Annotated in this window: 21 protein-coding genes; 7 read left to right on the top strand and 14 right to left on the bottom strand. The window is 69.1% G+C overall.

Features of this window, described 5'->3' with window-relative positions; translation table 11 throughout:
• Window positions 1–4 precede the first annotated feature (4 nt).
• The 6 genes from kdpC to map form a co-directional block, all read right to left on the bottom strand.
• On the bottom strand, window positions 5–613 hold the full coding sequence (kdpC, locus tag B7438_RS02905) for a potassium-transporting ATPase subunit KdpC (RefSeq protein WP_085367882.1): 609 nt from the start codon (window positions 611–613) through the stop codon (window positions 5–7).
• Window positions 614–643: 30 nt separating this feature from the next.
• A complete protein-coding gene (gene kdpB / locus B7438_RS02900; RefSeq protein WP_085367880.1) occupies window positions 644–2,776 on the bottom strand; it encodes a potassium-transporting ATPase subunit KdpB in 2,133 nt (710 codons plus the stop codon).
• Between the two features lie 3 nt (window positions 2,777–2,779).
• Complete coding sequence (gene kdpA / locus B7438_RS02895) at window positions 2,780–4,423, bottom strand: potassium-transporting ATPase subunit KdpA (RefSeq protein WP_373270181.1); 1,644 nt, start codon at window positions 4,421–4,423, stop codon at window positions 2,780–2,782.
• Window positions 4,424–4,425: 2 nt separating this feature from the next.
• Window positions 4,426–4,515, bottom strand: coding sequence for a K(+)-transporting ATPase subunit F (kdpF, locus tag B7438_RS20790; protein ID WP_247597084.1), 90 nt, complete (start codon window positions 4,513–4,515; stop codon window positions 4,426–4,428).
• A 206-nt stretch (window positions 4,516–4,721) separates the two neighbouring features.
• Entirely contained in the window at window positions 4,722–5,474 is a 753-nt protein-coding gene (gene ppgK / locus B7438_RS02890; RefSeq protein WP_085367876.1) for a polyphosphate--glucose phosphotransferase, read from the bottom strand.
• Between the two features lie 38 nt (window positions 5,475–5,512).
• Complete coding sequence (gene map, locus B7438_RS02885; RefSeq protein WP_085367874.1) at window positions 5,513–6,379, bottom strand: type I methionyl aminopeptidase; 867 nt, start codon at window positions 6,377–6,379, stop codon at window positions 5,513–5,515.
• A 12-nt stretch (window positions 6,380–6,391) separates the two neighbouring features.
• On the opposite strand from map, the gene B7438_RS02880 reads away from it, so the two are divergent.
• The gene (locus tag B7438_RS02880) at window positions 6,392–6,604 is read left to right on the top strand and encodes an SPOR domain-containing protein (protein ID WP_085367872.1); all 213 of its coding nucleotides are present in this window, start codon (window positions 6,392–6,394) and stop codon (window positions 6,602–6,604) included.
• Window positions 6,605–6,608: 4 nt separating this feature from the next.
• Here B7438_RS02880 and panB read toward each other — a convergent pair whose 3' ends face one another.
• Window positions 6,609–7,460 carry a 3-methyl-2-oxobutanoate hydroxymethyltransferase gene (gene panB, locus B7438_RS02875; protein WP_085367869.1) on the bottom strand — a complete coding sequence of 284 codons (852 nt, stop codon included), beginning with the start codon at window positions 7,458–7,460 and terminating at the stop codon, window positions 6,609–6,611.
• Window positions 7,461–7,564: 104 nt separating this feature from the next.
• On the opposite strand from panB, the gene glnA (B7438_RS02870) reads away from it, so the two are divergent.
• The 3 genes from glnA (B7438_RS02870) (at window position 7,565) to B7438_RS02860 (ending at window position 12,387) form a co-directional block, all read left to right on the top strand.
• Window positions 7,565–8,902: a type I glutamate--ammonia ligase gene (glnA, locus tag B7438_RS02870; protein ID WP_085367867.1), complete on the top strand. Its 1,338-nt coding sequence runs from the start codon at window positions 7,565–7,567 to the stop codon at window positions 8,900–8,902.
• Window positions 8,903–8,907: 5 nt separating this feature from the next.
• Window positions 8,908–11,931, top strand: a complete 3,024-nt coding sequence (locus B7438_RS02865) for a bifunctional [glutamine synthetase] adenylyltransferase/[glutamine synthetase]-adenylyl-L-tyrosine phosphorylase (protein WP_085367865.1) — start codon at window positions 8,908–8,910, stop codon at window positions 11,929–11,931.
• Between the two features lie 126 nt (window positions 11,932–12,057).
• Window positions 12,058–12,387, top strand: coding sequence for a hypothetical protein (locus B7438_RS02860; protein ID WP_256921840.1), 330 nt, complete (start codon window positions 12,058–12,060; stop codon window positions 12,385–12,387).
• A 94-nt stretch (window positions 12,388–12,481) separates the two neighbouring features.
• On the opposite strand, the gene glnA (B7438_RS02855) is transcribed toward B7438_RS02860, so the two are convergent.
• Entirely contained in the window at window positions 12,482–13,906 is a 1,425-nt protein-coding gene (glnA, locus tag B7438_RS02855; RefSeq protein WP_085367863.1) for a type I glutamate--ammonia ligase, read from the bottom strand.
• A gap of 139 nt (window positions 13,907–14,045) precedes the next feature.
• Between glnA (B7438_RS02855) and B7438_RS02850 the strand changes: the two genes are divergently transcribed.
• Entirely contained in the window at window positions 14,046–14,483 is a 438-nt protein-coding gene (locus B7438_RS02850) for an RDD family protein (RefSeq protein ID WP_085367861.1), read from the top strand.
• Between the two features lie 137 nt (window positions 14,484–14,620).
• Here the strand turns inward: B7438_RS02850 and B7438_RS02845 are convergent, their stop codons facing one another.
• The 3 genes from B7438_RS02845 to lipB are packed head-to-tail and all read right to left on the bottom strand — an operon-like array spanning window position 14,621 to window position 17,002.
• Entirely contained in the window at window positions 14,621–15,319 is a 699-nt protein-coding gene (locus B7438_RS02845) for a DUF4191 domain-containing protein (protein WP_085367860.1), read from the bottom strand.
• 49 nt (window positions 15,320–15,368) lie between these two features.
• Entirely contained in the window at window positions 15,369–16,358 is a 990-nt protein-coding gene (gene lipA / locus B7438_RS02840; protein WP_179150702.1) for a lipoyl synthase, read from the bottom strand.
• Window positions 16,355–17,002: a lipoyl(octanoyl) transferase LipB gene (gene lipB / locus B7438_RS02835; protein WP_085367858.1), complete on the bottom strand. Its 648-nt coding sequence runs from the start codon at window positions 17,000–17,002 to the stop codon at window positions 16,355–16,357. Before lipB ends, lipA begins: the two co-directional genes overlap by 4 nt.
• Before the next feature lie 110 nt (window positions 17,003–17,112).
• Between lipB and B7438_RS02830 the strand changes: the two genes are divergently transcribed.
• Window positions 17,113–19,038 (top strand): hypothetical protein, encoded by a 1,926-nt coding sequence (locus B7438_RS02830; RefSeq protein ID WP_143465556.1) that lies wholly within the window; start codon window positions 17,113–17,115, stop codon window positions 19,036–19,038.
• A gap of 6 nt (window positions 19,039–19,044) precedes the next feature.
• Here B7438_RS02830 and sucB read toward each other — a convergent pair whose 3' ends face one another.
• The 3 genes from sucB to B7438_RS02815 form a co-directional block, all read right to left on the bottom strand.
• Complete coding sequence (gene sucB, locus B7438_RS02825; RefSeq protein WP_085367853.1) at window positions 19,045–20,616, bottom strand: 2-oxoglutarate dehydrogenase, E2 component, dihydrolipoamide succinyltransferase; 1,572 nt, start codon at window positions 20,614–20,616, stop codon at window positions 19,045–19,047.
• Between the two features lie 64 nt (window positions 20,617–20,680).
• Window positions 20,681–22,054, bottom strand: coding sequence for a dihydrolipoyl dehydrogenase (lpdA, locus tag B7438_RS02820; protein WP_085367851.1), 1,374 nt, complete (start codon window positions 22,052–22,054; stop codon window positions 20,681–20,683).
• A gap of 109 nt (window positions 22,055–22,163) precedes the next feature.
• Window positions 22,164–23,690 (bottom strand): leucyl aminopeptidase, encoded by a 1,527-nt coding sequence (locus tag B7438_RS02815; RefSeq protein ID WP_085367849.1) that lies wholly within the window; start codon window positions 23,688–23,690, stop codon window positions 22,164–22,166.
• Between the two features lie 109 nt (window positions 23,691–23,799).
• Between B7438_RS02815 and B7438_RS02810 the strand changes: the two genes are divergently transcribed.
• On the top strand, window positions 23,800–24,732 hold the full coding sequence (locus B7438_RS02810) for a proteasome assembly chaperone family protein (RefSeq protein WP_085367847.1): 933 nt from the start codon (window positions 23,800–23,802) through the stop codon (window positions 24,730–24,732).
• Window positions 24,733–24,744 lie beyond the last annotated feature (12 nt).

Here is a 24,744-nt window from a genome sequence, read left to right as displayed (position 1 = left end):
TCTTCTACTCGTCCATCTTCGCCAGTGCGATGTTCAGCTGGAGCACGTTCACGGTGGGCTCGCCCAGATAGCCGAGGTCCCGTCCCTGAATCTTAGACTCGACGAGCGCGCGGACCGCTGCAACGGAGAGCCCGCGGGCGTGCGCCACCCGCTGCACCTGGTCGAGCGCGTACGCGGGCGAGATGTGCGGGTCGAGCCCGGATCCGGATGCGGTCACCGCGTCGATCGGCACGTCGGCGACGGCGATCCCGTCGTCCTTCGCGACGGCGGCGGTGCGCTCCTTCACCGCTTTCAGCAGGTCGGGGTTGTTCGGGCCGAGGTTGCTGCCCGAGGACGCCGCCCCGTCGTAGCCGTCGCCCGCGGCGGACGGCCGAGACTGGAACCACTCCGCGAGCGCGTTGCCCTTCTTGTCGGTGAAGCCTTGCCCGATCAGCGCGGAGCCGACCGTCGTGCCGTTCTCCGAGATCAGCGAGCCGTTCGCCTGCGCGGGGAAGGCGACCTGGCCGATGCCGGTCAGCACCAGCGGGTAGACGATCCCGAGTGCGACGGTCAGCACGATCATCGCCCGGATGGCGACCCAGTAGTGGCGCCACGCGCCACGCATTCCGTTCATGGTTGTCGTTCTCTCTTCCTGGATCCGGCCTTAGAAACCGGGGATCAGCGCGACCAGCAGGTCGATCAGTTTGATGCCGATGAACGGGGCGACGATGCCGCCGAGACCGTAGATCAGCAGGTTGCGGCCGAGCAGCGCCGACGCTTTCGACGGCCGGTACGTCACGCCGCGCAGGGCGAGCGGGATGAGCAGCACGATCACGATGGCGTTGAAGATCACGGCCGAGAGGATCGCGGACGCGGGGGAGTGCAGCCCCATGATGTTGAGCGCAGCGAGCCCGGGGAACGCCCCGACGAACATCGCCGGGATGATCGCGAAGTACTTGGCCACGTCGTTCGCGATGGAGAACGTGGTCAGGGCGCCGCGGGTGATGAGGAGCTGCTTGCCGATCCGGACGATGTCGATCAGCTTGGTCGGGTCGGAGTCGAGGTCGACCATGTTGCCCGCCTCCTTCGCCGCCGACGTTCCGGTGTTCATCGCGACGCCGACGTCGGCCTGCGCGAGGGCGGGCGCGTCGTTCGTGCCGTCGCCGGTCATCGCGACGAGGTTGCCGCCCTCCTGCTCCCGCCGGATCAGCGCCAGCTTGTCCTCCGGCTTCGCCTCGGCGAGGAAGTCGTCGACCCCGGCCTCCGCGGCGATGGCCTTCGCCGTCAGCGGGTTGTCCCCGGTGACCATCACGGTCCGGATGCCCATCCTGCGCAGGTCGGCGAAGCGCTCGGCCAGGCCGTCCTTCACGACGTCCTTCAGGTAGATCACGCCGAGCAGGGTCGCGACGCCGCTCGCATCCCTGGTCGCCACCGCCAGCGGCGTTCCGCCGACGGACGAGATGCGCTCCACGGCGGCGTCGAGGTCGCGGAGGGCGCCGGGCGCAGCGGAGGAGGACTCCCGCACCCAGGAGACGACGGCGCTCGCCGCGCCCTTCCGCACGCTGGTGCCGTCCGGGAGGTCGAGGCCGCTCATCCTGGTCTGGGCGGTGAACGGGACGATGTCGCCGCGCAGGTCGCCCTGGTGGCTATATCCGAGCTGTCCGGCGAGCGCCACCACGGAGACGCCCTCGGGGGTCGGGTCGCTCAGCGACGAGAGCGCAGCGGCGCGGATCAGTTCCATGCTGTCCGCCCCGCCGACCGGCGTGAACTCAGCAGCGCGGCGGTTGCCGTACGTGATGGTTCCGGTCTTGTCGAGCAGCAGCGTCGTCACGTCGCCAGCGGCTTCGACGGCACGGCCGGACATCGCCAGCACGTTCCTCTGCACCAGCCTGTCCATGCCGGCGATGCCGATGGCCGAGATGAGCGCGCCGATGGTGGTCGGGATGAGGCAGACCAGCAGGGCGATCAGCACGGGAACGGTCGGGGCGGCATCCGAGTATCCGGCGGCCGGCGCCAGCGTGAGCACGACCACCACGAAGATGATCGACAGGCTCGCCAGCAGGATGTTCAGAGCGATCTCGTTCGGCGTCTTCTGCCGGGAGGCGCCCTCGACCAGGCGGATCATCCTGTCGACGAACGTCTCGCCCGGCTTGCTCGTGATCCGCACCAGGATGCGGTCGGAGAGCACACGCGTTCCTCCGGTGACCGCGCTCCGGTCCCCGCCGGACTCGCGGACGACGGGTGCGGACTCGCCGGTGATGGCCGACTCGTCCACCGACGCGATGCCGCGGACGATGTCTCCGTCTCCGGGGATGAGCTCGCCGGCCGTGACGACCACGAGGTCGCCCAGCCGGAGCTCGCTCGACGCGACCTGCTCGACCGTGGCGCTGAGCGCATCCGGGTCTGCCGTCTCGTCGTAACCGGTGACCCGGTTGGCCACGGTGGTCGACCTGGTGGCGCGCAGGCTCGCGGCCTGCGCCTTGCCCCGCCCCTCCGCGACGGCCTCGGCGAGGTTGGCGAAGATCACGGTGAGCCAGAGCCAGACGGCGATGCCCCAGGTGAACGCGAGGTTCTGCTGTCCCGCGCTGTGGCCGCCCGCGCTGTCCGCACCGCCGAGGAACGGCTGCGCGATGGCGAGCACGGTGGTCAGCGCAGCGCCGACCTCGACGATGAACATGACGGGGTTGCGCCACATCGAGCGCGGGTCGAGTTTGCGGAGCGCTCCGGGGAGTGCCGCGACGAGCTGCGCGAACGAGAACGCGCGGGCCGTCTGCCGCTGTGAGGTGATGGTGGTCATGGTCTACTGCAGCCCTTCCGCCAGGGGTCCCAGCGCGAGTACGGGGAAATAGGTGAGGGCGGACACGAGCAGCACGGTCCCGACCAGCAGGCCGACGAACTGCGGCCGGTGGGTGGGGAGGGTGCCGGCTGTCGCCGGGATCTTCGCCTGCCCGGCGAGCGAGCCCGCCAGAGCCAGGACGAACACGATCGGGAGGAAACGCCCGAGGAACATCGCCGTGCCGAGCGCCGCGTTCAGCCACGGCGTGTTCGCGGTGAGTCCCGCGAACGCCGAGCCGTTGTTGTTCGCGGCGGAGGTGAACGCGTAGAGCACCTCGCTGAAGCCGTGCAGGCCCGGGTTGAAGATCGAGGTCTTCTCCACGTCGGCCCTGATCGCCGGGACGGCGAAGCTGAGGCCGGTGCCGACGAGCACGAGCGTCGGGGTGGTCAGGATGTACAGGCTCGCCAGCTTGATCTCCCGCGGCCCGAGCTTCTTGCCCAGGTATTCGGGGGTGCGGCCGACCATCAGCCCGGCGATGAACACCGCGATCACGGCGATCACGAGCATCCCGTACAGTCCGGCGCCGACACCGCCGGGGGCGACCTCGCCGAGCATCATGTTGATCATCGCCATCATGCCGCCGAGCGGACTGTAGCTGTCCAGCATCGAGTTCACCGCGCCGGTCGAGGTGAGCGTGCTCGTCGTGGTGAACAGCGTCGAGCCGAGGGTGCCGAACGCCTGTTCCTTGCCCTCCATCGACCCGCTCGACAGCTCGAAGGCCGTCATCGCGGCGAGCGAGCCGAGGAACAGCACGCCCATCGTCGCGAGGATCGCATAGCCCTGACGGCGGTCGCCGACCATCGTGCCGAACGCGCGGGGGAGCGAGAACGGGATGAGCAGCATCAACACGATCTCGACCAGGTTCGTCCATGCGGTCGGGTTCTCGAACGGATGCGCCGAGTTCACGTTGAAGAAGCCGCCGCCGTTCGTGCCGAGCAGCTTGATCGCCTCCTGCGACGCCACCGGTCCGCCCGGGATGCTCTGGGTCGCTCCCGTCAGCGTCGTCACGTCGTGGAATCCGGCGACGTTCTGGATGGTGCCCCCGGCGATCAGCACGACGGCCGCGATCACCGAGAGGGGCAGCAGCACGCGAACGGTCGCGCGCAGCAGGTCGACCCAGAAGTTGCCGATGGTGCCGCTCGACCGGCGCGCGAACCCGCGCACCAGGGCGACCGCCACGGCGATGCCGACGGCGGCGGACACGAAGTTCTGCACCGCGAGCCCGGCGAGCTGCACGGTGTATCCCATCGTCGCCTCTGGCGAGTACGACTGCCAGTTGGTGTTGGTGACGAACGAGATCGCGGTGTTGAACGCGAGCCCCTCCGGCACGGCGGGCAGGCCGAGCGCGTACGGCAGGAACTCCTGCAGCCGCTGCAGCCCGTACACGATCAGGATGCCGACTACCGAGAACGCGAGCACGCCGCGCAGGTAGGCAGGCCAGGACTGCTCCGACGCCGGGTCGACCCCGATCATCCGGTACACGCCGCGTTCGACGCGGAGGTCCTTCTGCGAGGTGAACACCCGGGCCAGGTAGTCGCCGAGGGGGCGGTACGCGATGGCGAGGATGAGCGCGAGCGTCGCCAGCTGGGCGACGAACAGCCACACCACCACTAGAAGCGCTCCGGCTTCACCAGGGCGACGACCAGGTACGCGATCGCGGCGACCGCGAGCAGGGCACTGATCACATCGAAGACGATCACAGCTTCTCGACCCCCCGGCCGACGAGCCCGACGACAAGCGCGAGCACGACGATTCCGAGGAGGTAGACGACGTCCAGCACGACTCTCTCCATCCATCAGGATGTCGCGCCATCCGACGCGACCGAGGAGAGTCCACACCCTGGCGGGGCGCGGGATGCGGGTCCTAACGCATCCCTAACGCCGGCCGGGTGAACGTATACGGCGTCCTAACGAACCGCGAGCGCCGCGGCGCCGAGGATGCCGGCGTTGTTGCGGTGCACCGCGGGGACGATCTCGGTCTTCAGGTCGAGCAGCGGCAGGAACTCCTGGTAGTTCTTGGAGACGCCGCCGCCGACGATGAACAGGTCCGGCGTGAACAGGAACTCCAGCGTCGAGTAGTAGGTCTGCAGGCGCTTCGCCCACTTCTCCCAGCTGAGGTCCTCGCGCTCCTTCGCCGAGTACGCCGCCTTCGACTCCGCATCGTGGCCGTCGATCTCCAGGTGGCCGAGCTCGGCGTTCGGGATGAGCACGCCGTCGTAGATGAGCGCTGAGCCGATGCCGGTGCCGAGCGTCGTCATGATGACGAGCCCCTTCTTGCCCTTCGCCGCGCCGAACTGGGACTCGGCGTATCCGGCGGCGTCCGCGTCGTTGACGAAGTGGATGTCGCGCGCGAGCGCCTTCTCGAACAGGTCCTCCGCGCGGAGGTCGATCCACTTCTTCGACACGTTCGCCGCGGAGAGGGTGACCCCGTGGCTGACGATGGCCGGGAAGCAGACGCCGACGGCCGCATCCGGGTCTTCCGCTGCGAGGCGGTCGACGATTTCCTTGGTGGTCTCGACGATGTCGTCCGGCTTGCCGCCCTCCGGCGTGGGCAGCTTGACCCTGTCGCTGATGAGTTCTCCGGTGTCGAGGTCGACGAGACCTCCCTTGATCCCGGTTCCCCCGATGTCGATTCCGATTGCCTGGTTCTTCGAACTCATGGCACGAATCTACCCGTACCGGGATGCGCGGCGCGCGCTCAAGGGAGGGTGAGCACCTCTGCGCCGCGTTCGGTGACCACGAGCGTGTGCTCGAACTGGGCGGTCATGCTCCTGTCGCGGGTGACGACGGTCCAGTCGTCCTCCCACATGTCCCACTCGTGCGTTCCGAGGGTGAGCATCGGCTCGATGGTGAAGACCATGCCCACCTCCATCACGTCGTCGTGCAGCGGAGCGGAGTCGTAGTGCGGGATGATCAGCCCGGAGTGGAACGCCGCCCCGACGCCGTGACCGGTGAAGTCGCGCACCACGCCGTAGCCGAACCGCTTCGCGTACGACTCGATGGCCCGGCCGATCACGTTGACCTGCCTGCCGGGGGCGACCGCCTTGATCCCGCGGTTCAGGGCCTCCCTGGTGCGCTCGACCAGGAGGGTGACCTCCTCGGTGGCCGTGCCGGCGATGAAGGTCTGATTGCTGTCGCCGTGGAAGCCGTTCTTGTACGCCGTGATGTCGATGTTGACGATGTCGCCGTCCTCGATCACGGTGTCGTCCGGGATCCCGTGGCAGATGACTTCGTTGACCGAGCTGCAGATCGACTTCGGGAAGCCGCGGTATCCGAGCGTCGACGGGTATGCGCCGTTGGCGATCAGGAAGTCGTGCCCGATCACATCCAGCTCCTCGGTGGTGACGCCCGGGCGCACGTTCTCGCCGACCAGGGCGATGGCCTGCGCGGCGATCCTGCCGGACTCGCGGATCAGCTCGATCTCGCGAGGCGTGTAGACGTCGGAGCCGGTATACGGGGCCGGGGCCTTCTTGCCGACGTACTCGGGCCTGGCGATGCCGGACGGCACGCGGCGCTCGGGGGTGACGCGTCCGGGAATGAGGTGACCGGCGGAATCCTTGGGCATAGGATCAAGCTTATGACCGGCGAGAATGACCACGGCATCAGCCAGGATGCTGAACACAAGTTCTGGTACAACATGAAGACCGGCCAGGTCGAGCAGGGCTTCCTGTCTCCTGCTCCCGACCGGGTCGGCCCGTTCGACACGCACGCCGAGGCGGAGCACGCCCTCGAGAAGCTGCGCGAGAACAGCGCCAAGTGGGCAGAGGAAGACGCGGCGGAAGGCCGCTGAGCCTCTAGAAGCTGTGCTCCTCGGCGGGGAACGTGCCGTTCTGCACGTCCGCCTTGTACGCCGTCGCCGCCTGCGTCAGCACGCCCTGCAGATCCGCGTACTGCTTCACGAACTTCGGAATGCGACCGGTGGTGAAACCGGCCCAGTCGGTCCACACCAGCAGCTGACCGTCCACGTCCGGGCCCGCGCCGACGCCGATGGTCGGGATGCGCAGCTCGGCGGTGACGCGCGCGGCCACGGCAGCGGGCACCATCTCCATGACGACGGCGAACGCGCCGGCCTCTTCCACGGCGTGCGCGTCGGCGAGCAGCTGCTCCGCGCCATCGCCACGGCCCTGGATGATGTGACCGCCGAGCCCGTGCTCGCTCTGCGGCGTGAAGCCGATGTGTGCCATGACCGGGATGCCCGCATCCACGATCCGGCGGATCTGCTCTGCACTGCGCACGCCGCCTTCGAGCTTCACCGCGTGCGCCCCGGTCTCCTTCATGAACCGCACGGCCGTGTGCAGCGCTTCGAGCGGACCGGTCTCGTAGGAGCCGAACGGCATGTCGGCCACCACGAACGCGCGCTTGACGGCTCCGGCCACCGCGCGGGTGAGCGGGATGAGCTCGTCCACGGTCACCGGAAGCGTCGTCTCGTAGCCGAGCACGTTGTTCCCCGCCGAGTCTCCGACCAGGAGGAAGTCGATTCCGGCCGCGTCGAAGATCTGCGCCGTCAGCTGGTCGTAACTGGTCAGGCCGGTGAACTTCGTCCCCTCCTCCTTCGCGATCTGGAAGTGGCGCGTCCGCACCCTCTTCAGCGACTGCATCGACGACGTCGTCGGGTGGGTGGACGGCATGGGGGACATGTCAGACATGGCCTCAGTCTAATGACGCGCCAGGACCACCGATTGGGGTGCGTTCCTCGCCTGAATCCGGGTGCGGAAACCACTAGTCTGGGAAGGCTGACGAAAGGGGCAGGATGGACAAGCAGCGCGACTTCGTTCTTCGCACGATCGAGGAGCGTGGCGTCAAGTTCGTGAGGCTGTGGTTCACCGATGTCGTCGGCACACTCAAGTCCGTCGCCATCGCCCCCGCCGAGGTGGAGGGCGCCTTCACCGAGGGCCTCGGCTTCGACGGCTCCGCCATCGAGGGACTGACCCGCGCATACGAGTCCGACCTGCTGGCGCTGCCGGACCCCACCACGTTCCAGATCCTCCCGTGGCGCGGCGAGATCGACCCGACCGCCAGGATGTTCTGCGACATCACGACGCCGGACGGCCAGCCGTCGGTGTCCGACCCGCGCAACGTCCTGAAGCGCACGCTCGAGAAGGCGGCGGACCGCGGGTTCACGTTCTACACGCATCCGGAGATCGAGTTCTACCTGCTCAAGTCGTCGGCGTTCGACGAGAACGGGCCGGAGCCCGTCGACTCCGCCGGCTACTTCGACAACGTGCCGGGCGGCACGGCGCACGACTTCCGCCGCCGCTCGGTCAGGATGCTCGAAGACCTCGGCATCTCGGTCGAGTTCAGCCACCACGAGGCGGGCCCAGGCCAGAACGAGATCGACCTGCGCTACGCGGACGCCCTCACCACGGCGGACAACATCATGACGTTCCGCACGGTCGTCAAAGAGGTCGCCATCGAGCAGGGCGTCTACGCCACCTTCATGCCCAAGCCGCTCTCCGGCCACCCCGGCTCCGGGATGCACACCCACATGTCACTGTTCGAGGGCGACACCAACGCGTTCTTCGAGGCGGGCGCCGAGTACCAGCTGTCCACGGTCGGCCGCCACTTCATCGCCGGACTGCTCCGCCACGCGCCGGAGATCACCGCGGTGACCAATCAGTTCGTCAACTCGTACAAGCGCCTCTGGGGCGGCGACGAGGCGCCGAGCTTCGTCTGCTGGGGTCACAACAACCGGTCTGCGCTGGTCCGCGTGCCGCTCTACAAGCCCAACAAGGGCCAGAGCTCGCGCGTCGAGTACCGTGCCATCGACTCCGCGGCCAACCCGTACCTCTCGTTCTCGCTCATGCTGGCCGCCGGCCTCAAGGGCATCGAGGAGCAGTACGAACTGCCGCCGGAGGCCGAGAACAACGTCTGGGCGCTCAGCGACGCGGAGCGCCGCGCGCTCGGCTACAACCAGCTCCCCGCCAGCCTCGACCACGCCATCTCGCTGATGGAGGACTCCGAGCTGGTGGCCGAGACCCTGGGCGAGCAGGTGTTCAACTACGTGCTGCTGAACAAGCGGCAGGAGTGGTCGGCGTACCGCGCGCAGGTCACCCCGTACGAGCTGCGCACCAACCTCGAGATCCTTTAGGCGCCGTGCCGCGCGACCAGCTCTCACTGACCACGCTCGCGCGGTCGGGGTTCGTCGGTCTGAGCTCGGTGCGGGCGCAGCTCGACGAGCTGACGGCGCTCACCGGCGTGCCGGTCGAGGATGCGCTTCCCGCGTTCGCGGTCGCGGCCGACCCTGACACGGCGCTCGGCTGCACGCTCGCCCTGGTGCGCCGCGCACCGGACCGCGTCGCCCCGTACCTGCGCAGGCAGGACGCTGCCCAGCGCATCCTGCGGGTGATCGGTGCGTCGGAGGGGATCGCCGAGTTCTTCCTGCGCCAGCCGGACCAGCTGGATGCGCTGACCGAGCAGGTCGACCGCCTCCCGTCCGCCGCCGAGCTGCGCGACGACCTCCTGGATGCGGTCGGCGCGGTCGACGGGTTCGCCTCGGTGACGGAGGAGGCGGCCTGGACGGCGCTGCGCATCCGGTATCGCCGCCGGCTGGTGCAGCTGGCGAGCTTCGACCTGGAGCAGGACGACCCGGTCGACGGGTTCGACGCCGTTGCGGCCGCGATCTCCGACCTCGCCGCCGCCGCCCTCGAAGCATCCCTCGCCATCGCCCGGCGGCAGGTCAGCGGGACCGGGCCGGGACGGTTCCCCGAGGAGGAGGTGCGGGCCACGCGGCTCGCCGTCATCGGCATGGGCAAGGCCGGCGCCCGCGAGCTCAACTACGTCAGCGACGTGGACGTGATCTACGTGGCGGAGGGCGACGAGGAGGCCGGGGTCAGCTCCGGCCGCGCCGTCGACATCGCCACCCGCCTCGCGATGCTGACCATGCGCGGCATCCACGATCCGGCGATCGAACCCGGCCTCTGGGAGGTCGACCCGAACCTGCGCCCCGAGGGCAAGGACGGCGCGCTCGTGCGCACCCTCGAATCGCACATCGCCTACTACGACAGGTGGGCCAAGGGCTGGGAGTTCCAGGCGCTGCTCAAGGCGCGCCCGCTCGCCGGCGACCTGGGCCTGGGGGAGCGGTACGTCGCCGCCATCGCCCCGAAGGTGTGGAGCAGCGCGTCCCGGGAGAACTTCGTCGAGTCCGTGCAGCGGATGCGCGAACGCGTCACCGACAACATCCCGGACGACGAGGTGCACTACCAGCTGAAGCTCGGCCCAGGCGGCCTGCGCGACGTGGAGTTCACGGTGCAGCTGCTGCAGCTCGTGCACGGCAGGACCGACGACCAGGTGCGCCAGCGCGACACCCTCTCCGCCCTGGCCGCCCTCGCAGCGCAGGGCTACATCGGCCGCGAGGAGTCCGCGGACTTCTCCCGCGACTACCGCACCCTGCGCCTGATGGAGCACCGGCTGCAGCTGCGGCACCTCTCACGCACGCACCTGATGCCGCGCGACGAGGGAGACCAGCGCGTCCTCGCCCGCGCGACCGGGCTCGCCCCGGGCGCCGAGCAGCTGTTCGAGCGCTGGAACGCGATCAAGCACCGGGTGCGCGGGCTGCACGAGCGGTTGTTCTACCGGCCGCTGCTGAGCGCGGTCGCCTCCACGTCGAGCGAGGACACCAAGCTCACCGGCGCGGCCGGGCTCACCAGCGAGCAGGCGGAGGCGCGCCTCGCCGCCATCGGCTTCCGCGACCCGCGCGGCGCGCTCGCCCACATCGGTGCGCTCACCGGCGGAGTGTCCAGGCGCGCCACCATCCAGCGCCACCTGCTGCCGGTGATGCTGCAGTGGTTCGCCGACGGCGCCGACCCCGACTACGGCCTCCTCACCTTCCGTCGGCTGAGCGAAGACCTCGGCTCCACCCACTGGTATCTCCGGATGCTCCGCGACTCCACAGGGGCGGCCGAGCGTCTGACGCGGGTGCTGTCCGGCTCCCGGTTCGCGGGGGAGCTGCTCGGGCGCATCCCGGAGTCGGTGGCCTGGCTGGAGTCGGAGGACGACCTGCGCCCCCGCTCGGCCGCGCTGCTGCGCGAGGAGACGCGGGCGATCCTCGGCAGGCACTCGTCGGCGGAGTCCGCGGCGTCTGCACTGCGCGCCGCCCGCCGCCGCGAGGTGCTGCGGCTGGCGTTCTCGGGCATCCTGGGTTTCAGCACCATCGAGGAGCTTGCGCAGGGCCTCACGGCCGTCACCGAGAACGTGATCGCCGGCGTGCTGGAGGCGATCCGCGACAACCGCGACGACCGCGACCTGTTCGAGTTCGCGGTGATCGGGATGGGCCGCTTCGGCGGCCGCGAGCTCGGCTTCGGCTCGGACGCCGATGTGATGTACGTGTTCCGTCCGCTCGGCGACGACCAGGAGGCCGCGCACCGCGCCGCCCTGCAGGTCGTCTCGGAGCTCGGCAGGCTCACCGAGGACAACGTCCTCCCGCTCGACCTGGACATGGGCCTGCGCCCCGAGGGCAAGAACGGCACCCCCGTGCGCTCGCTCGAGTCGTACCGCGCCTACTACCAGCGCTGGTCGCTCACCTGGGAGGCCCAGGCGCTGCTTCGCGCCCGCGGGGTGGCGGGGGATGCGGCACTGCTCGACGACTTCGAGACCGTCGCCGACGAGGTGCGCTATCCGGCGTCGATCGCCGAGCAGGCGGTCCGCGAGGTCAAGCGGATCAAGGCGCGCGTGGAGAGCGAGCGCCTCCCGCAGGGCGCGGACCCCGCTCGTCACCTCAAGCTCGGCCGCGGCTCCCTCAGCGATGTCGAGTGGTTCGTGCAGCTCATCCAGCTGCAGCACGCCGCCGCCGTCCCCGACCTGCAGACCACGTCGACCCTGGATGCCCTCCGCGTCGCCGCAGAGACCGGCTACGTCACGACCGACGACGCCGCCAAACTCCGCGACGCCTGGGTCTTCGCCTCCCGCGCCCGCTCCGCGATGACCCTCTGGACCAACAAGACGGCCGACGTCCTCCCCTCCGACCGCGTCGCCCTCGACGGCGTCGCCCGCCTGATGGAATACCCGCCCGGCTCCGCCAGCCGCCTCGAAGAGGACTACCTCGCCGTCACTCGCCGAGCCCGAGCCGTCTTCGAGCGCTCCTTCTACGGCCAGCCCGACCGCCCGGCCCCCACCGCCTGACCACCCCCGTCTCCGTCTCCGTTCAAGCGGAGATATCGCGGCCCCGGGCCGCATTCTCCGCACGAGCGGAGTTCCCGACGGCGTGTCGTCCGGGATCTCCTGCCGAACAACCGGCATCGTGACGGTGTGCAGACCTGGTGGACGCCCCGTCGAACCGTCGTCTTCATCGCCGCGTTCCTCGTCGCAGCCCTGGTCGTCTCCGGCGGTATCGCCCTCCTGAAGGTCCACGAGGCGACAGCGGACTGGTGGCCGAGCGCCATCCCCACCCGGGTGCAGTACGCCGGTCGCAACTACACCTGCTTCGGCGCCGGCCCCGGCTTCACCACCGGACTGCCCGCGCGCGGCCACACCATCGGTGGCGGCATCATCTTTGCGCCGAGCGTCGAGCCGGACACGTTCATCGTCGTCAGCGACGGAAAACGCATCGTCGAGTGCCCGCTCAGCGGCGGCCTCTGACGTCGGACGGCCGAAGCGCTCATTTCACTCCCGCGCCCGAAAACGCCGGAAGGCCGCACCCCCGAAGGGATGCGGCCTTCCGCACGTCAGAGCGTCAGACGCCGAAGTACAGCTCGTACTCGAACGGGTGGGGACGCTGCGCGAGGGGCTTGATCTCCTTCTCGCGCTTGTAGTCGATCCAGGTCTCGATGAGCTCCGGGGTGAACACGCCGCCTGCGAGGAGGAAGTCGTGGTCGGCCTCGAGCGCATCCAGGACCTCGGCGAGGGTGCCGGGGACCTGCGGGATGTTCTTGGCTTCCTCGGGCGGGAGCTCGTAGAGGTCCTTGTCGACCGGCTCGTGCGGCTCGATGCGGTTCTTGATGCCGTCGAGGCCCGCCATGAGCTGCGCGGCGAACGCGAGGTACGGGTTGCCGGACGCGTCGGGGGCGCGGAACTCGATGCGCTTCGCCTTCGGGTTGGTCCCCGTGATCGGGATGCGGATCGACGCGGAGCGGTTGCCGGCCGAGTAGACCAGGTTGACCGGGGCTTCGAAGCCGGGGACCAGGCGGTGGAACGAGTTCACCGTCGGGTTCGTGAACGCGAGGACAGCCGGGGCGTGCTTGAGCAGGCCGCCGATGTACCAGCGTGCGATGTCGGAGAGGCCGCCGTAGCCCGCCTCGTCGTAGAACAGCGGCTTGCCGTCGTTCCACAGCGACTGGTGGGTGTGCATCCCGGAGCCGTTGTCGCCGAACAGCGGCTTCGGCATGAAGGTCGCGACCTTGCCCCACAGCTCAGCCGTGTTCTTCACGATGTACTTGAACTTCAGGATGTCGTCTGCCGCGTGCACCATCGTATCGAAGCGGTAGTTGATCTCGGCCTGGCCGCCGGTGCCCACCTCGTGGTGTGCGCGCTCCAGGATGAGGCCGGCGTCGATCAGCTTCAGCGAGATGTCGTCGCGCAGGTCGGCCTGCTTGTCGACGGGGCTGACCGGGAAGTATCCGCCCTTGTACGGCGTCTTGTTGGCGAGGTTTCCGCCCTCCTCGACACGACCGGTGTTCCAGGCTCCCTCTTCGGAGTCCACCGAGTAGAAGCTCGAGTGCTGGTTCACCTCGTAACGGACGTCGTCGAAGATGTAGAACTCGGCCTCGGGGGCGAAGAACGCGGTGTCCGCGATGCCGGTGGAGGCGAGGTACTTCTCGGCCTTCTTGGCGACCTGGCGCGGGTCCTTCGAGTAGATCTCGCCGTTGCGCGGGTTGTAGATGTCGAAGACCATGATGAGCGTGCGCTCGGCACGGAAGGGGTCGACGTACGCGGTGGAGACGTCGGGGATGAGCTGCATGTCCGATTCGTGGATGGACGCGAAGCCTCGGATGGACGAGCCGTCGAAGAGCTGACCGACGGAGAAGAACTCTTCGTCGACGGTCGAAGCGGGGATGTTGAAGTGCTGCTGCACACCGGGCAGATCGGTGAAGCGGATATCAAGGAACTTGACGTCGGTGTCCTTGATGAACTTGAGCACCTCGGAAGAATCACGGAACATGCGGAGGACTCCCAAAATGGATTGAGGTGGTGGACTGCACCTGCAGCCCAAGACAACACCGTACGGGGAAGGAGTTTCCCCGGAGTGACGCAAATGTTTCCGGCGTGTTACGCATACCCGTGGCCGGTAAACTCGTCTGGTGCCACAGAACCCGCCATCCTCCGCCTCCGGCAACATCGCGCCGAGCCGCTATCCCGGTGAACGACTGGGATTGCCGGAGACGGGCAGAGGCTCGGTCGGGCGTGCCGGCCGCCGCATCGGAGCCATCGTCATCGACTGGGCGATCGCCTACCTGATTTCTTTCGCGTTCTTCCGCACGGACGGGATCGTGAACGGCTGGGCCACCACCGGCATCTTCGTGCTCATGCAGATCCTGTTCATCCCGACCATCGGCGGCGGCATCGGCCACCGGGTGTTCGGGATGCGCGTTGTCGCGATCCGCGGCGGCTGGGTGGGCCTCTGGCGTCCCGTCGTCCGCACGCTGCTGCTCGCGATCGTGATCCCCGCGCTCGTCTGGGATTCCGACCAGCGCGGCTTCCACGACAAGATCGCCGGCACGGTCCTCATCCGGGCCTGACGGCGCCGCCACTACCGTCCCTCCCCGCCGCACCCAAAGCATCGAGCCGGGACTTCTGCACGCGACACGCCGGTCGGGCTGGTGCAGAAGTCCCGGCTCGATGGATGCGCGGGGCGGGTTAGGCGGGCGGGCGGGCTCTAGCGAGCGCGCTGGGCGCGAACCTTCATCGGGTCGATGCCCTTGGGGATCGGCATCGAGTTCTCCAGCGACTGGAGACGGTTGCTGATCGCCATGACCTCGGCCTTGGTCAGGGTGGGCTTGATCTTGGCGAGCACGCGCGGGATCTTGTGCAGCGGGGTGGCGTCCGCATCCGGTCCGACGCTGATCGTCGTCACGGGCACGTTCGGCAGCACGCGGGTGACCTTGCGGCGCTCCTCGTCGATCATCCGCTGGGTGCGGGTCTTCGGGCCTTCGCTGATGAGCACGACACCGCCGCGGCCGGTGGCACGGTAGATCGCGTCCTGGGTCTTGCCGTTGACGGCGACCGGCATCTCTGAGCCGCGCCAGCTGCGCTTCAGGGAGCTGCGCAGCACGGCGCCGACGGCACCGGGCTGGCCCTCGATCTGCGAGTACGCAGCACGCTCGGCGCGACGCCCCAGGATGATCAGGCCGATCAGCACACCGGCGAGCACGCCGGCGAGGATCCACATCGCCATCGTGAAGCCGTTGCCGTCGGACAGGAAGATCGCCAGAAGCACGCCGACGATGATCGGGGCCACGATGCCGCCCACGATGTACAACACCGCCCGCTTGTCGTAGCGGCGGGTCATCTGGAAGACCTGCCACATCTGCTTGAGCCGACCGGGCTCCTTGGTGGACTTGTCCTTGCGTGCCATAGTCACAAGGATACCGGCTCGGCCGCCCGCGCAGTGACGTTGTTCGCGGTCAGGATACGGCCTGGGCGAACCCGAGCGACGCGTCGGCCAGATGGCGGAGTTCGTCCGGCACCTCGCGGCCTTTCGCGTGCATCGACTGCGCCCAGAGTCGCCCGGCGCGGTACGACGAACGGACCAGGGGACCGGCGAGCACACCGAGGAACCCGATCGCCTCCGCCTCGTCTTTCAGCTCGACGAACTCATCCGGATGCACCCACCTCGCCACCGGCAGATGCCGCGGGCTCGGTCGCAGGTACTGGGTGATCGTGATGATGTCCGTCCCCGCGTCGTGCAGGTCGCGCAGAGCCTGGCTGACCTCTGCTCGCTCCTCGCCCATCCCGAGGATGAGGTTGGACTTGGTGATGAGCCCGGCCGCACGCCCCTGCGTGATGACGTCGAGCGAGCGCTCGTAGCGGAAGGCCGGCCGGATGCGCTTGAAGATGCGCGGGACGGTCTCGACGTTGTGCGCGAACACCTCGGGCTCGGCGGAGAACACCTCGCCCAGATAGTCGGGGTTGCCGGAGAAGTCGGGGACCAGGATCTCGACGCCCGTGCCCGGGCTCTGCCGGTGGATCTCGCGGATCGTCTCGGCGTACAGCCACGAGCCTTCGTCGGCCAGGTCGTCGCGGGCGACGCCGGTGACGGTGGCGTAGCGCAGGTCCATCTTCGCGACGGACTCTGCGACGCGGCGTGGCTCGTCGGTGTCGTAGTCGGCGGGCTTGCCGGTGTCGATCTGGCAGAAGTCGCACCGCCTGGTGCACTGGGCTCCTCCGATGAGGAACGTCGCTTCCCTGTCCTCCCAGCACTCGAAGATGTTCGGGCAGCCGGCTTCCTGGCACACCGTGTGCAGGTTCTCGCCCTTCACGAGGTTCTGAAGCTGGCGGTACTCGGGGCCCATCTTCGCTTTGGTCTTGATCCACTCGGGCTTGCGCTCGATGGGGGTCTCTGCATTGCGGATTTCGAGGCGCAGCATCTTGCGTCCCTCTGGCGCTGCGCTCACGCGACGGTCTCCAGTCCTGTGTCGAATTCTCTGTCGAAGCATGCCTGGATGAGGGGGACGACGTCTTCCGGGGTGACCGTGCGGCCGAGGACGCGGCTGATCGAGGTGACCCCCGCATCCCGGATGCCGCAGGCCACGATCGCGTCGTACGCCTCGAACCCGTTGGAGCAGTTGAGCGCGAACCCGTGCATGGTGACGCCCTCTGCGACGCGGATGCCGATGGCGGCGATCTTCTCGTCGCGCTGGATCCCGCGGATCCACACGCCGGAGCGTCCCTGCACGCGTTCACCGTGCACCCCGACGTCTGCAAGAACGTCGATCAGGATGCTCTCCAGCCGCCGCACGTATCCGACGACGTCGATGGGCTCGGGAAGGCGGAGAATCGGGTATCCCACGAGCTGCCCCGGCCCGTGCCAGGTGATCTTCCCGCCGCGGTCGACATCGATGACGGGTGTCCCGTCGGTCGGCCTTTCGTCGGGCTCTGTGCGTTTCCCTGCGGTGTACACCGAGGGATGCTCGAGGAGGATGACAGTATCGGGCGCCCGGCCTGCAACGACATCGGCGTGCACGGCACGCTGCTGTTGAAGGGCCTCGAAATACGGCACGGAGTTGGCGCTTAGCCCCGCGACGACATAGTCGACCACGCAGCAAGTCTATGTGCTTGCGCGCCCTCCACAGGACGGCTGTTTGGCGAGTTGTCCACGGGTTTGGGTGCGCCGCGTCGTGAGGGTTCCGCATGCTTTGGAATTGGTTCATGCCGACTGCACCGAAGACGTCCCGCCCACCCTTGCTGAGCCGCGCGCCCGACCTCGCCCGCCTCGCCGCCACCCGGGCGAGGGAGAGGGGCTGGCAGGTGCTCGGCACGCTGTCGGCCGAGCCGGACGAATTGCGGCAGCTGATCCGGGCGCCGGAACAGGCGCATCCCGTGGTGGCCTGCCTCCGCACCGGCGTGGATGCTGCGGACGCGACAGCGCGGGAGGCCACGGCCAGACGCGACGCCCGCTCGGAGCACGTGGTGGGCGTTCTGGGCGGCGAGGTCGCGCGCGGTCTGCCGGAGGGCTGGCTCATCGTGGAACACGCACCAGGAGGAACCCTTGCCGCCCTACTCGCCCGGCGCCGCCTGATCCGCGCAGACGAGGCGGCCACCATCCTGATCGGGGTCGCGTCCGGTCTCGGCGCCCTGCACGAGGCCGGATGGTCGGCGAGCGGCCTCGCCCTCGAGGGCGTGGTCTTCCGCCGCGACGGCTGTCCGGCCATCGACGCCCTCCGCCGAGCTTGCCCACTGACGGAGTCGAGCGCCGCGGCGGACCGGCTCGCGTATCGCGCGGTGGCGCAGCACCTCTGCGCGGCCGTCCCTGCGCCGGGTGGCTGGCGGCTGCTGGATGCGGTGGATGCGGCACTCGCGCCGCCGCGCTCCGGTGGCGACAACCCGCCCACCGTCGTGTGGGAGCGGGTGCTGGCTGGTGTGCTGGCCACGATCGAGCCGGGCGTGGTGCGGGTGACGGAGTCGGGAACACCGCACGCGCCGCGTCCACCGTCTGTGGCACCGAGTGCCCTCCCACCCGGTGAGGCGGACGAGCCACCGGGTGCGCCGCGACGATCGCAGGGCGAACTGATCGACGCGGGCCTCAGCGGGATCCGGGGCCGTGCCCTGCCGACGGAACTGATCGACGCGGGCCTCAGCCTGGTCAATGGTCACGCTGAGCCCACAGGCCGCCGCGAGCCTGTGTCTGGCCAGGTCGCAGCGGCGTCGGACCGTCTGCACGACACCATTCCGCGTCAGTCGTTCGATTCGAACGGGCGGATGTCTGCGACGCGAACCTCGCTTCCGCGAACCTCGCTTCCGCGAACCTCGATGGTGCACCCCGTGTCGAGCTCAGCGCTGAACCCGGTCTCGGCGTTCGAACCGGCCGCGGAGCTCAGCGACCTTCTCCTGGACGGCAGACCCATCGCGCACGTCGCAGAGCGTGTTCGCAGCTGGTTCGCAGTGCGGAAGAAACTCGTCGCGATTGTGCTGATCCCGGCCGTCGTCGTCGGCGCCGCGCTCCTCCTGCTGCCAGGCGGTCCGGCTCAGAACACGTCGTCCGAATCCTCTGCCGGCGCCGGTGCATCGTCCGCGACTGGTGCATCTTCCGCGACTGGTGCACCGTCCGCAGCCGAAACCTCCGGCTCGCCCAGCACGCCCGGGTCGAACGGCCGGTCTTCGCCTAGCGGGGCAACACCCTCAGCTCGCGCACCAACGTCAGAAGGTTCGCTGGACGCGTCCCACCTCCCCACGCCACCAGCGAAGCCCGACGGCGCGACAACAGCCGGGGGAGCGAACTCCACCGCTGCGCAGACGGAATCCACCGTGCCCGGCGAGCCGGTGGCCGCTGCCACACATCTGCTGCGGGCCCGCCACACGTGCTTCACCGCACGCGTGCGGCAGGTCTCGTGTGTGGACGAGCTCGTCCAGGACGGCTCGCCGATGGCCGCGACCGACCGGGCGGCGATCGAGGACGGGACGGCCGCCGACGGGTACGACTACGCCGGAGCCGCCGTCGAGCTCGTGCAGCGCTGGGGTGCGGCGGCGCTCGTGTCCGTGGCACCGGATCGCGCACGCACCCCGAAAAGCGAACCGGCCTCGCTCCTGATGGTCAGGAGCGAGGCCGGGTGGCGTCTGCGGGAGGTGTTCCCGTGACAGTGACTAGATGCCGAGGTTCGCCTCGAAGTTGCCGCCCTCGAGACGGTTCTTGACCGCGACGAGGAAGCGGGACGCGTCGGCGCCGTCGACGATCCGGTGGTCGTACGAGAGGGCCAGGTACACGGTCGAGCGGATCGCGATCGAGTCGGTTCCGTCAGCCGAGATGACGACGGGACGCTTCGTGACGATGCCGGTGCCGAGGATGGCCACCTGCGGGAGGAACACGACGGGGGTGTCGAACAGCGCGCCACGCGAACCGGTGTTGGTCAGCGTGAACGTGCCGCCGGCGAGCTCGTCGGGCTTCAGACGATTCTCGCGGGTGCGCTCTGCGAGGTCCGCGATCTCCTTGGCCAGGCCCGCGAGGTCGAGCTCGGACGCGTTGCGCACCACAGGGGTGAGCAGACCGCGCTCGGTGTCGACGGCGATCGACATGTTCTCGTGGTCCGGGTAGACGATCGAGTCGCCGTCGATGGTGGCGTTGATGACGGGGTACGTCTTCAGCGCCTCGGCGGCGGCCAGAGCGAAGAACGGGAGGAAGGACAGCTTGACGCCGGTCTTCGACTGGAAGTCGGCCTTGACCTTGTCGCGGAAGGCCGCGACCTTGGTCACGTCGACCTCGACCACCGATGTGAGCTGAGCGGACGACTGCATCGACACGACGGCGCGCTCGGCGACGACCTTGCGCAGACGCGACATCGGCTGCGTCGTGCCGCGCAGCGGGGACACCTCGGGAGCCGGGGCGGCCTCAGCGGAGGACGATGCAGCGGAGGCGGCGGGTGCGGCAGCCGCGGAGAGGATGTCCTCCTTGCGGATGCGCCCACCGACGCCGGTGCCGGTGACGGTCGACAGGTCGATGCCCTGCTCGTTCGCGAGCTTGCGAACGATCGGGGTCACGTAGCCGGCGTTGCCGGCGTGCGCGCCACCGGATGCTGCCGGAGCAGCGGCCGGGGCCGGAGTTGCAGCGGGGGCCGCAGCAGCAGCCGGAGCGGGTGCGGCGGCGGGAGCAGCAGCGGCAGGTGCGGCCTGTGCGGGCGCAGCGGCGGGTGCCGGTGCGGCCTGCGCAGGTGCGGCTTCCGCGGCGGGAGCCGGGGCAGCCTGGGCCGGAGCAGCCTCGGCGGCGGGGGCCGGAGCGGCCTCCGCGGCAGGAGCCGGCGCAGCCTCAGCAGCGGGCGCCGGTGCGGCGGCCGGAGCGGCCTCAGCCGGAGCCGCCTCAGCAGCAGGTGCCGGTGCGGCCTCAGCAGCAGCAGGAGCCGGCGCAGCCTCAGCAGCAGGAGCAGCCTCCGCCGGAGCGGCCTCGGCCTCAGCGGCGGGCGCGGCCGGGGCCTCGCCTCCGCCGGAGCCGTCGCCGATCGTCACGAGCGCGGTGCCCACCTCGACGGTCTCGTCCTCCTGCACCAGGATCGCCTCGATGACGCCCGCGACGGGGGAGGGGATCTCGGTGTCGACCTTGTCGGTCGAGACTTCGAGCAGGGGCTCGTCCACCTCGACACGGTCGCCAACGTTCTTCAGCCAGCGGGTGACCGTGCCTTCCGTGACACTCTCGCCGAGTGCCGGGAGGCTGACGGATTCGCTCATGAGCTTGTCTCCTTCAAACCAATTCGTTCAGTAGTTTATTGCAGTCGCGCCGACCGGCGGCGGACTAAAGGGTGTGCAGCGGCTTGCCAGCGAGGTACAGGAAGGCCTCGCCGAGCGACTCGTTCTGCGTGGGGTGCGCGTGGACGAGCGGGGCGATGTCTTCGGGGTATGCCTCCCAGTTGACCGCGAGCTGTGCCTCGCCGATCAGCTCACCGACGCGGGCGCCGATCATGTGGACGCCGACGACGGGGCCGTCGACGACGCGGACGACCTTGACGGAGCCGCTGGTGCCGATGATCTCGCTCTTGCCGTTGCCCGCGAGGCTGTAGTCGTAGCTCGACACCTTGTCAGCGCCGTACTGCTCGACGGCCTTGGCCTCCGTGAGGCCGACCGATGCGACCTCGGGGTCGCAGTAGGTGACCTTCGGGATGTTGACATCCGGGACGATGATCGGGTTGAGGCCCGCGATCTCCTCCGCGACGAAGATGCCCTGCTGGAAGCCGCGGTGGGCGAGCTGCAGGCCGGGGACGATGTCGCCGACGGCGTAGACGCCGGGGACGCTGGTCTGGAGGCGCTCGTCGGTGATGACGAAGCCGCGGTCGAGCGTGATGCCCGCCTCCTCGTAGCCGAGGTTGGCGGTCGACGGGCCGCGGCCGACGGCGACGAGCAGAAGCTCGGCGTCGACCGTGTCGCCGTTCTCGAGGGTCACGACGACGCCGTCGTCGTTCTGGGTCACGCCGGAGAACCGGACGCCCAGGCGGTAGTCGATGCCGCGGCGGCGGAACGCGCGCTCCAGCGACTTGCTGATGGTCTCGTCCTCGTTGGGGACGAGGTGCGGGAGGGCCTCGATGATGGTGACGTCCGCGCCGAAGGACTTCCAGACGCTCGCGAACTCGACGCCGATGACGCCGCCGCCGAGCACGGCGACCTTCTTGGGCACGAAGTCCAGCTCGAGGGCCTGCTCGCTCGTGATGACACGGCCGCCGATCTCGAGACCGGGGAGCGAGCGCGAGTACGAGCCCGTGGCGAGGATGACGTTCTTGCCGACGATGGTGTCGTCGCCGACCTGCACCGTGGTGGGGGAGGTCAGGCGACCTTCACCCTCGATGACCGTGATCTTGCGCGCCTTGACCAGGCCCTGCAGTCCCTTGTACTTCTTGGCGACGATGCCCTGGCGGTATTCCGTCACGCCGTTGATGTCGATGCCCTGGAACTCCGTGACGATGCCGTACTTCGACGACTCGCGGGAGTAGTCCGCCACCTCGGCCGCGTGCAGCAGGGCCTTGGTGGGAATGCATCCTCGGTGCAGGCAGGTGCCTCCGACCTTGTCTTTCTCGATCATCCCAACGGTGAAACCGAGCTCGGCCGCACGCAGCGCTGCTGCGTAGCCTCCACTCCCACCGCCGAGCACCACAATGTCAAAGTTCTGCTCAGACACCCAGCTACTCCCTCGCGCATCAGGATTCGTGACACGACCCTGCCCCGAGGGGTCACTCGTGGGCAGGCGTTTGTTTGCGGCAAGAATTTTTCTTGCCCATACGACCCTACTACTTCCGGGAAAAGTCCTCGGCCAACCGGATGAGGGCGCGCACGGTGACGGCGGTCGGTCCCTTCCCGGTGAAACCGTAGGGAGAGGCGGGTCCCTTGGCGGGTCCCGCGATGTCCAGGTGGGCCCACGGGATGCGCGGCGAATCCTCAGCATCGCCGGTGCGCCCGACGAACTCCTGGAGGAAGACGGCGGCGAGCAGCATCCCTCCCGCGGTGTTTCCGGGGTTGGCGTTGGCGATGTCCGCGACCTCGGAGTTGATGGTCGCGCGCAGCTCGCCGGGAAGCGGCATCGGCCAGAGGAGTTCGCCGGACGTCTTCGCGGCGTCGACGACGTCTCCGACCAGCTCGTCGTCGCCCATGACGGCGGCGTAGCGGGTGCCGAGGGCGACCATCGCCGCTCCGGTCAGGGTCGCGACGTCCACGATCGCGTCCGGGCGCTCCTCGCTCGCAGCGACCAGGCCGTCGGCCATCACCAGGCGGCCCTCCGCGTCGGTGTTGAGCACCTCGACGGTCCTGCCGCCCCGGATGCGCAGCACGTCGTTGGGCCGGATCGCCGACCCGGACGGCATGTTCTCCGCGATGCAGAGCCACGCGGTCACTTTCACCGGCAGTTCCAGCCTGGCCGCGGCGAGCACGACGGCGAGCACGGTGGCCGCTCCCGTCATGTCGTACTTCATGCCGACCATCCCGGTCGGCGGCTTGAGCGACAGCCCACCGGTGTCGAAGGTGATGCCCTTGCCGACCAGCGCGAGGTGCTTGGCCGCTCCGGCGGGGGAGTACGTGACCTTGACGAGCCGCGGCGGGCGGGTCGAGCCCTGGCCGACGCCGAGGATGCCGCCGAAGCCGTCCGCTTCGAGCTGCTTCTCGTCCCAGACCCGCACATCCACCGGCAGCCCGGACGCCGCGCGCTCCGCAGCGTCGGCAAGGGTCGCGGGGTAGAGGTCGAGCGGCGGCGTGTTGACGAGGTCCTTGACGAGCGCGACGGCCTCCGCTGCCGCAGCGGCGCGGGCGACGAGCGCGTCGCGTGCGTCCGCCCCGGATGCGTCGTCCGGCGTCCCGACGACCTCGATGGCTGCGACAGGCGCCTTCACAGATGCCTTGGATGCCTCACGGTACGTCGTGAACGCGTACGAACCGAGGGCAGCGCCTTCCAGCACCGCGGCGAGCTGCTCGTCGCCGTCCGCGGGCAGCGCGACGGTGACGGCCGCCGTGCCGGCGAGCTGGCGGATGCCGCTGCCCGCCGCGTAGCGCAGCGCGTCGGCATCCACGGTCTCCGGCAGTCCGATCACCGCGAGCGACGGCCCACCGGCGCCGCCGGGGAGCCGGACCAGCTCGTCCCGTCCTCCTCCGAAGCCGACGGCCTGCAGCTGCGCGGCGACATCGCCCGCGGCCGTCACGGCGGCGTCGACGGCGGTGCTCGCCACAACGTCGACGGAGCCACCGGATGCGCGTGCGCCGATCAGGAGCACGTCACCGGACGGGGACACGGCGGAGGCGGACGAGAGCGTGAGAGAAGGGACGGTCATGCCTCGAATCTAGCCGCTGCCACGCACCGGCAGCCGTGTTCGCTGTGGGCGTGTGCCTTCCGGGCCGGTTCGCAGGGTCCGCCGGGAACGGGCGGCTTAGAGTTGAAATATGCGCGATCCGGGTGACCTGTACGAGCTCAACGCGGCCCTCTCGGAGGTGCCCGCTGGCCTCAACCTGGTCGCGGGCCTGACCGGGTTCGCCGACGCGGGTTCCGGCGTCAGCCAGCTGGGCACCTATCTGCTCGGAACGCTCGACAACGAGGTGGTCGCCACCTTCGACGCCGACATCCTGCTCGACTACCGTGCCCGCCGGCCGATCATCTACTTCGACCAGGACCACCTCACCGACTACCAGCCGGCAACGCTCAAGCTCTACCTCGCGTACGACGAGCTGCGTCAGCCGTTCCTCCTTCTCTCCGGCTTCGAGCCCGACTTCCAGTGGGAGCGGTTCACGCAGGCCATCCTCGACCTCATCGACAGGCTCAAGGTGAAGTCGGTCACCTGGGTGCACTCCATCCCGATGCCGGTGCCGCACACGCGCCCGATCGGCGTGACCGTCAGCGGCAACCGCTCCGACCTGATCGACTCGATGTCGATCTGGAAGCCGCACACGCAGGTCCCGGCCAACGCGCTGCACCTGCTCGAGTTCCGGCTGCAGCAGCTGTCGTACCCGATCGCCGGGTTCATCCTGCTCATCCCGCACTACCTGGCAGACACCGAGTACCCCGCCGCCGCCATCGCCGCGCTCGACAGCATCAGCGCGGCCACCGGGCTGATCTTCCCCACCGACCGGCTGCGCCAGGAGGACAGGGAGTTCATCGCGAACATCGACGAGCAGGTCGACTCGAACGCCGAGCTCGGCCGGCTGGTCGGAACGCTCGAGGAGCGGCACGACAGCTATATGGAGGACAACCAGCTGCGGTCGCCGCTGACCGACCGCGATGGCGAGCTGCCGAGCGCGGACGAGATCGCCGCCGAGCTGGAGAACTTCCTCGCGTTCCGCCGCCACGGCGACGAGGAGAACGGGCCCACCGCGTCCTGACGCGCATCCCGG

The organism is Leifsonia sp. NCR5, assembly GCF_002105485.1.
GTDB lineage: Bacteria > Actinomycetota > Actinomycetes > Actinomycetales > Microbacteriaceae > Leifsonia.
The sequence above is the reverse complement of the archived record's forward strand: the minus strand, read 5'-3'. Positions and strand labels throughout refer to the sequence as shown.